The sequence below is a fragment of the Microcoleus sp. D3_18a_C4 genome (assembly GCF_036702415.1).
Lineage (GTDB): Bacteria > Cyanobacteriota > Cyanobacteriia > Cyanobacteriales > Microcoleaceae > Microcoleus.
In genome coordinates this window covers 32,414-44,955 of the sequence record NZ_JAUBTI010000053.1, presented here as the reverse complement: position 1 = coordinate 44,955, position 12,542 = coordinate 32,414, and the positions used below count along the sequence as shown (strand labels likewise).

Annotated in this window: 11 protein-coding genes and 1 pseudogene; 4 read left to right on the top strand and 8 right to left on the bottom strand. The window is 45.8% G+C overall.

From position 1 onward, the window contains the following. Window positions 1–202: 202 nt before the first annotated feature. Entirely contained in the window at window positions 203–916 is a 714-nt protein-coding gene (locus QUB16_RS21170) for a DUF1997 domain-containing protein (RefSeq protein WP_333319103.1), read from the bottom strand. Window positions 917–1,033: 117 nt separating this feature from the next. Here QUB16_RS21170 and QUB16_RS21165 point away from each other — a divergent pair, with 117 nt between their 5' ends. Together QUB16_RS21165 and QUB16_RS21160 are read left to right on the top strand one after the other, a co-directional pair. Then, on the top strand, window positions 1,034–1,693 hold the full coding sequence (locus tag QUB16_RS21165; protein ID WP_333319101.1) for an NAD(P)H-binding protein: 660 nt from the start codon (window positions 1,034–1,036) through the stop codon (window positions 1,691–1,693). Between the two features lie 311 nt (window positions 1,694–2,004). Next, a complete protein-coding gene (locus tag QUB16_RS21160) occupies window positions 2,005–3,291 on the top strand; it encodes a glycoside hydrolase family protein (protein ID WP_333319099.1) in 1,287 nt (428 codons plus the stop codon). A 1,296-nt stretch (window positions 3,292–4,587) separates the two neighbouring features. Here QUB16_RS21160 and QUB16_RS21155 read toward each other — a convergent pair. Together QUB16_RS21155 and QUB16_RS21150 are read right to left on the bottom strand one after the other, a co-directional pair. Next, window positions 4,588–4,836, bottom strand: coding sequence for a hypothetical protein (locus tag QUB16_RS21155; RefSeq protein ID WP_333108562.1), 249 nt, complete (start codon window positions 4,834–4,836; stop codon window positions 4,588–4,590). A gap of 171 nt (window positions 4,837–5,007) precedes the next feature. Next, a complete protein-coding gene (locus QUB16_RS21150) occupies window positions 5,008–5,352 on the bottom strand; it encodes a Dethiobiotin synthetase (protein ID WP_333147299.1) in 345 nt (114 codons plus the stop codon). A 208-nt stretch (window positions 5,353–5,560) separates the two neighbouring features. On the opposite strand from QUB16_RS21150, the gene QUB16_RS21145 reads away from it, so the two are divergent. Next, entirely contained in the window at window positions 5,561–7,066 is a 1,506-nt protein-coding gene (locus QUB16_RS21145; protein WP_333319097.1) for an SGNH/GDSL hydrolase family protein, read from the top strand. Window positions 7,067–7,231: 165 nt separating this feature from the next. On the opposite strand, the gene QUB16_RS21140 is transcribed toward QUB16_RS21145, so the two are convergent. From QUB16_RS21140 to QUB16_RS21120, 5 genes are all read right to left on the bottom strand, one after another. Further along, window positions 7,232–8,044 (bottom strand): MlaE family lipid ABC transporter permease subunit, encoded by an 813-nt coding sequence (locus QUB16_RS21140; RefSeq protein WP_333319095.1) that lies wholly within the window; start codon window positions 8,042–8,044, stop codon window positions 7,232–7,234. Between the two features lie 211 nt (window positions 8,045–8,255). Beyond that, entirely contained in the window at window positions 8,256–9,296 is a 1,041-nt protein-coding gene (locus QUB16_RS21135; protein ID WP_333319093.1) for a patatin-like phospholipase family protein, read from the bottom strand. Window positions 9,297–9,452: 156 nt separating this feature from the next. Then, the gene (mtnB, locus tag QUB16_RS21130) at window positions 9,453–10,073 is read right to left on the bottom strand and encodes a methylthioribulose 1-phosphate dehydratase (RefSeq protein WP_333319091.1); all 621 of its coding nucleotides are present in this window, start codon (window positions 10,071–10,073) and stop codon (window positions 9,453–9,455) included. Window positions 10,074–10,331: 258 nt separating this feature from the next. After that, the gene (locus tag QUB16_RS21125) at window positions 10,332–11,000 is read right to left on the bottom strand and encodes an HAD-IB family phosphatase (RefSeq protein WP_333319089.1); all 669 of its coding nucleotides are present in this window, start codon (window positions 10,998–11,000) and stop codon (window positions 10,332–10,334) included. Between the two features lie 124 nt (window positions 11,001–11,124). Next, window positions 11,125–11,946, bottom strand: coding sequence for a Crp/Fnr family transcriptional regulator (locus QUB16_RS21120; protein ID WP_333319087.1), 822 nt, complete (start codon window positions 11,944–11,946; stop codon window positions 11,125–11,127). A 354-nt stretch (window positions 11,947–12,300) separates the two neighbouring features. On the opposite strand from QUB16_RS21120, the pseudogene QUB16_RS21115 reads away from it, so the two are divergent. Continuing rightward, window positions 12,301–12,542 (top strand): annotated as a pseudogene (locus tag QUB16_RS21115) (DALR anticodon-binding domain-containing protein); the annotation flags it as partial.

Below are 12,542 nucleotides of genomic sequence, written 5' to 3'. Positions count from 1 at the left end.
TATCTATCGGGCAACCACGGGGAGTAGGGGTCGGATTGCCCCTACAATAATTATGCAAATGATTTAGGATTGCTATACCGGAAACGATATGAGCGATCGCGCCGAAGTCTAAAATCTAAAATGGTATGAGTTATGACGATCGCACTTATGAGTAAGGTGTGCAGTGCACACCCTACAAATGTGAGTTAGAACCCAAGTCTGGTTAATGTTTCTTAGGATTTTTCGGAAAAGGAATGCCCAAACTTTCGTGAAAAACAACCTGAGTTTTATAAGTCAAGCGCCGGTTAACTTGTTTGATGATTTTTTCCAAAAGCGCATCGCCGGTTTTTTCAATTAAAGGTTGAGACATCGATCGAATAAACTTGGGAAAGCAAACCCCCACAGCCAAATCCAGCTTCCAGGTAGTAATGGTAATCACAGGCGGCAGCTTAGCACGTTCCGAGCTCGGCCAATCGGCGGCAAACTCCTGAGACGGTATCTCCCCTAGCTTCATTGCCGATCGAAAATCCACTTCATACCCAGGCGAGGTATAATTCGGAACCGGAATAGTCTTAATCAAATAACAGCCTTCAGCATCCGGCGGCAGCAACTCTAAACCAATTCTCGCTTCAACACGGTAGCCAAAAGCCCCAAAACGCCCGATTAATAAATCATAGCCGTTTTCGCCGATCGGCTCGGCCTTCATCGGCGAAGCGCAATGGCAAAACCAACTCTTGTGGTTGTTCAAATGCTTCGCCACCGTCTCCGCATCGGCGTACATCTCCATGCTGTCTTCAAAATGCGTGTGAAACCAAATCGGCTCAACTTCCTCTGGTGCATCCGCGCTTCCACTTTCGGGCTGTTGGACACTCGCATCTGGGTAGTAATTTTCGTCAGAAGCTTCAAAAGTTTGATATTCAGCGGAATCTTGCTTCATTCTATACTCTCCTGTAATACGCACCGGTCGGGTTGGGGATGTGTTAAGGGAGTTTCCTCCCTACAATTGAGAAATTGATAGCAACAAAACTTACCCTAGTTCAGCATAACTCGACATATGAAAGCATTTGTAGCAGGAGCCACAGGTCAGACTGGCCGCCGCATCGTCGCAGAATTGGTCAAGCGAGGTATTCCCGTGCGCGCTTTAGTCCGAAATCTAGAGACAGCTAGGCAAATTTTACCACCGGAGGTAGAGTTAGTGACTGGGGATGTATTAAATGCGACTTCCCTGGGCGATGCCATCGGCGATAGTACGGTATTGCTGTGCGCGACAGGGGCGGCCCCTGGTTTTGACCCCACAGCGCCTTACAAGGTGGATTTTGAAGGTACTAAAAATTTGGTGGATGCAGCTAAGGCTAAGGGCATTGAGCATTTTGTGCTGGTGACTTCTCTGTGCGTCTCTCAGTTTTTTCACCCGCTGAATTTGTTCTGGCTGATTTTGGTTTGGAAAAAACAAGCCGAGGAATATTTGCAAAAAAGCGGCCTAACTTATACGATCGTCCGTCCGGGCGGTCTCAAAAATGAGGATAATTCAGATGCGATCGTCATGACTGGTGCCGACAAAATGTTTGAGAGCAGCATTCCCCGCACCAAGGTAGCCCAAGTGTGCGTGGAGGCGCTGTTTCAGCCGACTTCTCGCAACAAGGTTGTGGAAATTGTGGCGAAGTCGGAGGCTCCGCAAAAGAGTTTTGAGGAGTTGTTTGCCAGTGTGATTTGATTGAATTAGTCTCGCTTGGGTTCGGTGCCTCAGACCAAAAACACTTTGATTTTGGTCTGAGATGTTGCACCATTGTCAATAACAGGCAAGATGCCTGTTCCACAAAAAGTGCATTTTCTTGTGGGGCGGGCATCCTGCCGGCCCAAAAAAGGCTTATCCTGCCGGCCCAAAAAAGGCTGATCGAGAATGGTGCAAGATGTGATTTGGGTCAAAGATTTGGGCTGACGCACCCTACAACAATTTTCCGATCGCCAAATCTGGCAAAATCTTAATAGTTTTACTATTCGCCCTTAAACTTTCGTTTTCTCAGCATGAAAACTCTCAAGTGGCCAGCTTGGTTCCCCTATCCGATTTCGTGGTTAAGGGCATTTGCTCTCGCTCAGAGTTTTAGTTTTGTCCTTCGCAGGGGCATTCCTTTTGTCAGCGACGATATCGGCTTTCTGACTCTACTGCTGGCGGCTTGGCTGATTCAGTTGCCTTTATTCTTTGTTTGTCACTTTTTAGCAGTCAAAATCTTAAATCCCTTACTAATTATGCTGCCGGGGCGCTTTCGCGTTGCGCGCAAGTTCAAGCGCCGCCATACGGGTATTCGATCGCACTTGCGAGAAGGCTTGAATGCTGTTGTAGTGATTTTTTTTGCCTTTAATCTGTCGCTGTTGGTGCAACTTGCGGTTTTTTATTGGCCAGCGCGAGCGATCGATCCGGCTCAATTACTAACAGGAATATCTACTCTGACAAATGTTGCCGTAGCCGGTGAATTAGATTTCTGGCTGATTAAATTGGCGGGGGTTTTATCGAGTCTAACGCTGGTAGCAGCGCCGCTATATCAATACGATTTTCGGGTGCGCCGGATGCGGGCGGCTCGAAAATTAGCCGAAATTTCGGAAATGGAAATGACTTTGCTGGAAGCTGAGAAATTCGGCCGTCGCAAAAGAGGTTTGCTGAGGCGAGCAGAAATTCAAATCCTCGGATTTATACTTTTAATCGGCGCTGTGATTGGCGGCGGTGTTTTTTTGGTTGCTAATTTGCGGGGAAATCAGCAGTTATCGCAGTCGGTAAGCGGGCGGGGAAAATTCCCGCCGCTGGCTATTAAAACGGGCGATCCTTATATTCGGGCGCTGATGCGTACTATTTCTGCTAGCGAGTCGAATGTTTCTCGGCCTTATCACGTTGTTTACGGTGGCAAATATATATTAGATTTGAGCCGCCATCCTGACTGGTGTGTGAGGATTGTTAATGGCCCGAATCGGGGCAAGTGTACTACGGCAGCGGGCAGGTATCAATTTCTGACTTCGACTTGGAAGGAGAAGGCTAAGCGCTATCAGGCGCGTCGTGCTAATTTTTTATTCTGGGAAGATTACAGTTTTGAACCAGAAGATCAGGATGCTGTGGTTTATGCTTGGTTGAGCGATCGCAAGTTTTGGAAAGCTGATATTTCTGAGATGTTGCGGCAGGAAAGATTAACTGACGTGTTGCGGATGCTTTCGGGAACTTGGACGAGTTTGGGATATGGAATTGAGACCAATTCTATGAGTTCTCGTTTGCCGAAAGTCTATCGGGAAATGCTGCGGGAAGAATTGGAAAATGCTGGTTCTTAGGTTAAATTAACACAAAGAAGGGTAGGGACACTGCAGTGTCCATTGGTGTCAACTTAACGTTAAACAGTCCGACAGTCCGACAGGGGTTTCAACCCCTGGCGGACTGACGGGTAGGCGGGAATATTGATGGACTAAAAGCTTAAGTTGACACCTATGGGCCAAGCCCTGTCCTACAGATATCCGGTGCAATCCACCATATTTGATATAATTACTTCAATTTTGGTAAAAAGGCTGTTAAACATTTGTACAATTCTAATCCCGACCCTGCTTGCAGCGGATAAAACCTGTCGAAATTAATGTGGTTTCCAGGTGCTAATTTCCACTCGATTTTCTGTGATGTTTTTGGGGAAATTTCGCTCGCTACCGTGATGTTAATAATGTTGTTGTGCTGGGGGATGCCCCGGAAGCAGTAACTTTTGCCCGCGCGTTTGTCTGAATCGCTGCCGGTGATTTATCTGTCTTGTTTGCGAAATTGGATTTATCTGAAAGGTCGATCGAGCGCAAAGGAGTCTCGGTAGCGGTAGTCTCCGTCGCGCAAGCTTTCGACAGTCGGCCTGATTTGACTTATAACTGTTGCTGCACTAAGAGTTAGCATCATTGATCCGCGTTCCTCCTGTGAAATCGGTGATTTTGGTTGCGGGTGTCTGTGTCGCTGTGGGCGATCGGCTGAAACAAACGCCGGCCGTGTAACAAATTAATAAAAGCCGTTAAGCAGTTTAAGTTGATCCCTAGCAATCGTGAATAATTATTTCAGGGTTTCCTCTCGGTTATTTATCTGAGTAATAATAGAAACATACAGCAACCCGTGAGAAATTTTACGGGCGCATATTTAGGGATTAATTGACAATACTGCGAGGATACTGCTATGTTTTGCGTGACGCCAGAAACCGGAAATTCCCAACGGCGAGGCTCTTTCACCTCTGCGTCTAAAAGTACCCCTATTCTGCGAGCGCGAGTTTACAAAGATGAGGCTCTGGTGTCGGCCGCGCTAGCGGGACTGCCAGCTCTTTTGGCATCCCTCGAAAGCTTTCGCGAGCAGTAGAACTTGGCATTTTCTCTTGCTATATTTGGCGCGTGGATGTTTGTGATAGCGCCTGCCAACCGAGTAGGGGCTGTTTTGATTGCACCTAAAATTCTCCTCGATTTGAGTAGAGTTTTGCTGTGCTGAACTATTGCAGGACTAAGAAACCTGGTTGTTTATACAAAAACCTTTTTACAGCCCTTTGTTATGGTATGAAAAATGGTATAAAAACCAGGTTTCTTGGTATCTGTCCGTAAGTCTTGTGTTAACAAAATTTATTTGTCAGTGTCATCCGGTGCGATCGATGCCTCTACCTCTTGGGAAGAACGGCTTAACATAGAGTCGTGCAGGTGTTCGCTGTGCTGCCTTTCTTGAGCCATTAATTCTCTGGCTTTTTCTTCAGCAATTCCCTCCCCATGTGTTTCTAGCTCGTGGGAGGAACGATTGAGCATAGATTCGTGCAAGTGTTCGCTATGCTGCCTTTCTCGTGCAATTAGTTGTCTAGCTTTTTCTTCGGCGTTCATGGGAGTCTCTCCAAGTGTTTGTGAGAACTGATTCTTATATTAAGATGCCACAATTCGAGGGTAAATGTAGCAAGATTAACATAAAATTTTACAAATAATTGTAGAAAAAAATGTAGAAAAAAAATTGAGTTTACTGGCGGTGGGTATCGGGATCGGTGGTAGCCGAGCTAATTATTGCCAGACGCCGGAAAAGATATTCTTGACTGCGATCGCAATTCGATTTAAGTCTTCCTTCAGCAGCGGCGGCCAAGAAACTCCTCTGCGGAGTCCTGATTCAAATTGCTGCAAACCTTCTACTGACAGTAAATGCAGTGCCGAGATCAATTGTCGATCGAGCATTGGAGATTCTTGCAGCCCTTCAAACAATATTTTTAAAGCTAATAAAATCGATGTCACCTGTCCGGGTACGGGCGGTTGACCTTGTTTGAGACGCATCAGGAAGGCGTCGGGATTTTTCTTGGTTTCCAGGGCGGTTCCTTGGTCGATCAGAAAACTGCGGGCTGTTTTGTAATCCATTTGACGTGCGATCGATCGGAGTGCAATTAATTAGCTGGCATTATATCACTTTTTGTCGCGCTCAATTTGGTAATATATTTCCATACAGCCTACACTACAGCTACTGGTGAGGTGCCCCCATAAGCACGCTACAGCTACTGATTAGAGGCGTAGCATTCATCCCACAGTCGCCTTGAGCGAAGTGAAACGGACAGGGAAAAATAAAACAATGGCAAAACACCCAGGAAATAGCAGAAAATCCAAGATTTATCGCTACTTGTGGCTGCTTTTTTTGTGTCTCAGCTTTCTGTTAGTTCCGCTCATCAAAAAAATAGCTGCCGATACGCCATTCCCCCCACCCGCTCCTATTGAAAATAATGCTAGTTTTGGAGCGAGGATTCAAAGGACGATGGGGCTACTTGCTGCTAGCACTCCAACAAACCGCCGCCAAGTGCGTATTCTATTCTACGGTCAATCCATCACAGAACAAGATTGGTGGAAAAATGTAGTGAAGGATTTGAGACAGCGATTTCCCAATGCAGATTTAATTGTGGAAAATCGGGCAATCGGAGGATTTGCAGCACCGATTTTAATCCGTCCCAGCGAACATGATTTGTATCCTTTTTATCCAGACTTGCTAATTTTTCACGTCTACGGAGGCGGTGAAGATTACGAAGCCATAATTGCCAATGTCCGCAGCCGCACTGCTAGCGAAATACTCTTGCATTCAGACCACATCGACTGGATGCCGACAGGCAACAGCGACGATCCAAATTCAGTCACAAGATACGAATGGCACAACACTCATTCTACTCAATGGCTGCCGGAATTGGCCGATAAGTACGGCTGCGAAATCGCGGAAATTCGCGAACCTTGGCGCAGGTATTTGACAGATAATCGCTTGCAGCCACAACAGCTATTGAGCGACAACATTCACCTTAATGATTGGGGAAATTTTCTGCTAGCTGCTCTGATAAAACCGCACCTGCGATACAAGCCAAATTCTCCTCAACCGCAGCAGGATTTAGTGAAAACCTATACAGTTGGCAGGGATGTTAAGTGGCAAGATGGCAAGTTGGTTTTAGAATTTGAAGGAAATAGAATAGATGCGATCGCCGATAAAACCTTCAACGGCAAGGCAATTTCTGCTAGAATTGCGATCGACGGCAAAAAACCCTCAGAATTTCCTGAACTTTACAGCATCACCAGACCTAGCCTTAGCCTGGGGGTCGGTTGGCCGGCAATCATCCAAATATCCAGCCAAAAACCGCTAATCGTCGAAGATTGGAAAGCCATAATTACTGAGATTAACAGCGACGCCAGCAAGTTTAAATTTGACGTTGTAGGTTCTAAAACAGGTTACGACGGCAGCGGTACAAACGACGAAATGTTTGTCTCAAACTCTGGCCGCGTCGTGATTGAACCGAGAAACTGGTGGCTGAAAAATTCTTATGAATACTCTAAAAAACCGACGCCAAAAGGATTTGAAATTTCCTGGCAGGTGCGACCAATGTTTGTTGATTCATACGTTCCTCCACAAATTGCAGATTCAAGCCGCGAATACCCTACAACATTGGCTCAGAATTTGAGCAACTCCAAACACACCCTCGAAATCGTCCCCGAAACAGATGGGGAAGTTCCTATTGAGGCAATTCGAGTGTATCGCCCTCCTTTCTCCAATCTAAAATCTCAAGTTGAGAGTTTTAAACCGCAGATATCAGCGGATGAACGCTGATCAACGCTGATGCAATTTTATCAGCGTTTATTTGCGTTAATCTGCGGTTTAAAAAATCTTTATGTTATTTTATAGAAATTCTGGTGGCATTCGGGTTGATGATTGTTCAAACCCTTAATATTTAAGCGTCTTGACTCCTGAATCCTGCTATAATCGCCAAGATTATCAACCTTTGAGCATCCTCAACTCGTGAAATATCAACAACGATAAAAAGAAATCTGCTACAAAAATCAACACCCAAGAAGTTACCACCGCCGCCGTTGCAGCTTGGCCTACTCCTTTCCCTCCGCCCACCGTCGTCAATCCCCAACCGCAACCGACAAGGGCAATTATCAACCCAAAAATAAAACTTTTAATCACCACAGTTACTAAATCCCAAGGCCCCAAAAAAGTCCGCACCGATTCCAAAAATACCGACGGTTCCAAATTATAAAAATGAACCGCTACAAATAGCCCGCCCAAAATTCCCACCGCTACCGAAAAAATTGTTAAAATCGGCAGCATGATGCAGCAAGCTATCACCCTCGGCACTACTAAATAATCAACCGGATTTGTTCTTAACATATACAGGGCGTCTATTTGTTCCGTCACCTGCATTTCTCCTATCTCCGCCGCAAATGCCGAACCTACTTGTCCCGCCACCACGCCGGCCGTTAAAAGTGGCGCTAATTCGCCGCAAAATGCCACAGCAAAAGCACCTCCCATCGCCCCTACCGCGCCAAAGCGAACCAATTCTCTGGCTGATTGAAATGTAAAAATCATGCCGCCAAAAAAGGCTATTAGCAGCACGGATCGGAAAGAATCCAAGCCTACTGTTACTAAATGTTCCATGATTTTGCGGCGGTCAATTTTGCCTTGGAGTATGCGTAGCAGCACTTGGCCACCCAAGAACAACGTCACGAAAAACCGCTGAAACCACCTGTTATTGAAGGTTTCATCTAAATGTCGATCGCGCTTTTCTTGGTATTTTTTAACCAATTACTGACGGCTCGCGATTAATTGCAAACAGGGCGAAGCACTGCCACATAGAGATTGTAGGCAATCCTACAGCAATTATTGCACGATTTGTCAACATATATTTTTTGTCTTTCAGCCCTGCGGTTGGTGGGTTAGGCGCGGTTTAAAATTTATTTATTGGTGACTTAACTTAATCGCCGCGCCCAACCCACCCTACAATATGACTAAAATCCTAGGACTGCTCCGCAAGTAACAAGTCGATAAACTTATCCAACTGTTCATTATTCTTTTCGGCTTGATCCTTGCCAATTCTCAGCAGTGCCGATATCTTCTCTTCCGAGGCATCATCAATCGGCAGCGGTTGTTCGCGGCTCAAATCGGGAGTAATTCTCAAATATTGATTCGGTCTTTCAACCGCATCATAAATTTGAATTAATTGATAATTTACAGTTTCAGCAACTCCCGTCATCATGATATTAATCAAAGGCTGAACCCACTCAACTTGCCCCCAATTTTTCGCTTCTTCGTAGGGGTATTTTTTCTGAGCTTCTCCTGTCCCCAGCGATAGAATTACCATATCTTTTGCTGTCGGGCCTTTGTCGGAGCGATCGTCGGGAATTCTGAATTTATTTCTAACTTCTGCATAGGCACAAAGTGCGGGATTGTTTGCGAAAACTCCCCCGTCAATTAAAGCGTAGGATTCGTTCGTCAAAGAGCGGATTTTGGTAACTTCAAAGAAAGTGGGAGCTGCAGATGTGGCTCTGGCGATATCTCTAATAAAATAGTCTTGGGCTGGATATTCTTTAGCATCTATTTGATCGAAAAAGTGAGCTTTTCTCCTTTCGATGTCGTAACTGGAAATTAAACAAGGTTTCAGCAGTTCGCTGAGTTTGCAATTTCTAAAGTTTTCCAAAAAGAATTGTTCTAAGCGCTCGCCTGGATATTTCTCATCTATCAAACCGTCTATAGATGTGAGTTTTTGCCATAATGAACTCTTAAAAACGTCGCGGCCGCTCTCAATCGAAAAATTAAGAGCATCTTTCGCCGACCACCGAGGTCTGGTGGGATTTTTGGCATCAGGACACAAATAGATGCAAGTTAAAATTCCTCCCGCACTTGTGCCCGCGATTAAATCAAAATAGTCAGCTATTCTCGCATCTGGGTTGCCACTTTTCTGTTGCAGCTTTGACTCAACGCTAACTAAAACTTGCGCTGGAATAATTCCTCTAATTCCACCTCCATCTATGGATAAAATTCTGGTATATTTAGCCATGACTGTTGCCTCTTCTGAATGTTTGCTCGTTTCCTAGAGTCCGGGATACAAAAAGTGGTTTGAGAGGCTAATCATAGCGGTAATAGCCGTAAGCTGCTTAGGGCGAACTTACATAATTCCGAATTCATGCACCGCTCAATCTCAAATCCCAAATCTTCAATCTAAATTTAATTGGCGGGCTGCGATCGTATAGCGAAAAATGTATTCTACAATTTCTACGTAATTGTAGGCGGCCGCTGGCGAGTCTGCCCAGACTGTGATGCCGTGATCGCGAATTAATAAAGCGGGTACAGACGGCGCTGAAACGGCAAAAAATTCGCAAATTTCCTTGGCTATTTTAGGCACTTCCAAATAATTTGCAAATAGGGGTATCGCCACCTGCGGGTTTTCCTCCCACACCCCCAAACCTTTCAGCATTTCGATCGCGGGTAAAGGCACTGCATCTCCTGCTGTTAGCCGAGAAACTAAATTTGCCTCGATCGAGTGAACGTGATAGCAAGCTTTAGCGTTTGGAAAACAATTGTAAACGGCTAAATGAATGCTGGTTTCGGCCGAAGGGCGGCTGTCGGCAACAGGTTGCTCGACAATTGCGCCGTCTGAGTTCATTCTGATAAAATCTTGTTCAGTTAACTGCCCTTTCGCGCGGCCGCTAGCAGTAATCCAAAAAGTGCCATCTGGTAAGCGGGCTGAAAGATTGCCAGCAGTCCCAACCATCCAACCGCGATCGTAAAAATGTTTGGCTGCTGCAATTAAATCCGATCTCAAATCGCCACTCATTCTTTACAAATCCTCAGTTTTTAATCTACTTTTTACGGTAATAGTGACATTTTGCACCATTCTCAAGAACAGGCAAGATGCCTGTTCCACAAAGAGTAAATTTTCTTGTGTGGTGGGCATCCTGCCGGCTCGTGAAGGCTTATTGACAATGGTGCAAGATGTGAGTTAATAGGAATTGCCCTGGCTTATATAAACGTAGGGTGGGCAGTGCACACTTTACCAATACACACATAACTTTTCTTGAGAAAGGCTATAGTTTCAATTCCATTTTTGGGACAAATTTTCCAAGACATCAAAAAAATTATCCCATTTAGTATAAGGCTTTTGCTGTTCGTCTAGATACTGGGCAAGCCGATCGCGCGCAAACACCGACGAAGCCTGCAAAGCCATATTAAAATCCGTCAGCGAATCTCCGATTGCCACCTGTTCCTCGGCCGGGTGCTGGCCCATCACCCGCACCTTAGACACCAATTCCTCATCTCCTTCAAACTCAGAATTGACTTGCAAGCGAGGGCCACTAGCGTCCACATCCACAGCGTAAATAACGCTCGCCCGGTGTACCAAATCGCCCATTACCGTCTCTACCATGACCCGAAGACCGCCGGAAACGATCGCAAAATCTACCTTTTTCTCGTCCAAAAAATCCAGCAATTCCAACAATCCCGGCCGCATCAGCTTTCCCCTAGAAAATTCCACAATTTCCCCGTAACGTTCCGAGGGAATAGACTCTAGTAACTGCCGCACTCCCGATCGCAAACTCAGCCTTCTAGCGTATATTTCAGGGATCAGTTGAGACGACAGTTCCGGTGCGAAATGCTTGAGCATTGCCACAAAAGTTTCTTCAACAGTTATCGTGCCGTCAAAGTCGCAGAATACCACCCGTTGCTGATTGTTCGGGATTGAAGATTTTTGCTTGTCATCGGTCATTGTCAGTCGCACCTTTCGAGAACGGCAAAAGTTTACACAATTCATCGTACACTGTCGAGCGATCGAGCGCGACTGCCCAAAACTAATAGTGACGCGCTGTTTGTTGGCAATTTACCGCAGGATTTTATTCAGAATCTTCGAGAGAATCTTCATCTTCCAGGGAATCATCCAGGGAATCTTCATCTTCCAGGGAATCTTCCAAGGAATCTTCTACGTCCTGCTTGTGGTTTTTTGTCTTTTGGGGGTTAGACTTAGCCGGCAAACAGATTAAATTATCATCCTCAGTATTAATCAAACCTTTCGATCGCAACTTACCCATCAGTCGCGTCACCGTCACCCGCGTTGAGCCAATTGCGCTGCCAATTTGAGCGTGAGTCAAGGCCCAAGGCAGCCGGTAGCCCCGAACCACATCCGGTTCGTCGTCACCTATGTAAGGTTCGCCAAACTCCTCGATCAACAAAGTGAGAAATCCCAACAGTCGGTCGATCGTCCGGCGCTGTCCCAAAGTGCTCAGCCAGAGAAGTTTCCGCTGGTGCTGGTAGCGAAACGCATCCAAAATTTCCCTACGAAAGTGAGGCCAGTTATCTAAGTCGTGCCAATACATCCACACTACGTGAGTTTGATCGGCATGAGCGTAAGCTTGGAGAGTAAACGGAGACTGAGCAACCAGTTCAAAGGGCTGGCCTGCGCCGACGAAGCCCAAAAAAGCTTCTTCTGTAGTTTTGTCAGCGGATTTCGACTTCGCCGCCGCAGCGCTAACTTGAGCGCTACCTACGAGTCGCACAGAACCTTTCTGGACTAAATACAGCAGTCCGGGTCTTGCGGGAATCCGCTCGTCTTTGCTAAAAGTCCGGCAGCGGTAGTGTTCCTGGGCCCAGTCGATAATTCGCTGCCAAGTGATAAACGGTCGATCGATAGTCTCTACAGGTGTGGAAGTTGATTGCATAAGTGAGGCTCTGGGATATATTTAAGAGTGAGAAAAACAGCTTCTGCCAGCAGTGCGATACAAAGTGAGACAACCAACCCCCGATCGAGCTTGCACGCTTCTTAACTGTGCTGACTTTTCTTAGTTTTACCGAAAAATTCAATGTAGCAAAAAATACATCAAAATGGTAGAGTTCAGCAAAAAATTTGTCGTAAATTATTGTTATTTAGCAAAAAAATCGCTAGAAAGCCTATTAATTCGATGTAGCCCCGATCGGGGGAGCCGATCGACTATCTCTGAGATCAGCAGTTTAACGTACAAGAAAAGTGCAAGCGGTAACAGTCGATCGTTGCTCTTACGGTAGGATGAGCCGATATGGATACAGCAAATATCTCGCAGTGCCCGGAAGTTACAGTGAAGTGTTTCTTGCTTTCAAGGTTCCAAAAGGCGATCGGCCAGCAAGAGACACTAGGGGAAATTCCGTTAAATCTCATAGGTGGCACCATTCTCAAGAACGGGCAAGATGCCCGTTCCACAAGAGATGAATTTTCTTGTGGAACAGGCATCTTGCCTGTTCCTAAACAAGTAATTGAGAATGGTGCAATATTTCCATTAAA

Coding starts and splice junctions, on each gene's coding strand:
- mtnB (WP_333319091.1), bottom strand. CDS start 10,073: ATGAGTGGCGATTTGAGATCGGATTTAATTGCAGCAGCCAAACATTTT.
- QUB16_RS21120 (WP_333319087.1), bottom strand. CDS start 11,946: ATGCAATCAACTTCCACACCTGTAGAGACTATCGATCGACCGTTTATC.
- QUB16_RS21170 (WP_333319103.1), bottom strand. CDS start 916: ATGAAGCAAGATTCCGCTGAATATCAAACTTTTGAAGCTTCTGACGAA.
- QUB16_RS21150 (WP_333147299.1), bottom strand. CDS start 5,352: ATGGATTACAAAACAGCCCGCAGTTTTCTGATCGACCAAGGAACCGCC.
- QUB16_RS21135 (WP_333319093.1), bottom strand. CDS start 9,296: ATGGCTAAATATACCAGAATTTTATCCATAGATGGAGGTGGAATTAGA.
- QUB16_RS21165 (WP_333319101.1), top strand. CDS start 1,034: ATGAAAGCATTTGTAGCAGGAGCCACAGGTCAGACTGGCCGCCGCATC.
- QUB16_RS21125 (WP_333319089.1), bottom strand. CDS start 11,000: ATGACCGATGACAAGCAAAAATCTTCAATCCCGAACAATCAGCAACGG.
- QUB16_RS21160 (WP_333319099.1), top strand. CDS start 2,005: ATGAAAACTCTCAAGTGGCCAGCTTGGTTCCCCTATCCGATTTCGTGG.
- QUB16_RS21155 (WP_333108562.1), bottom strand. CDS start 4,836: ATGAACGCCGAAGAAAAAGCTAGACAACTAATTGCACGAGAAAGGCAG.
- QUB16_RS21145 (WP_333319097.1), top strand. CDS start 5,561: ATGGCAAAACACCCAGGAAATAGCAGAAAATCCAAGATTTATCGCTAC.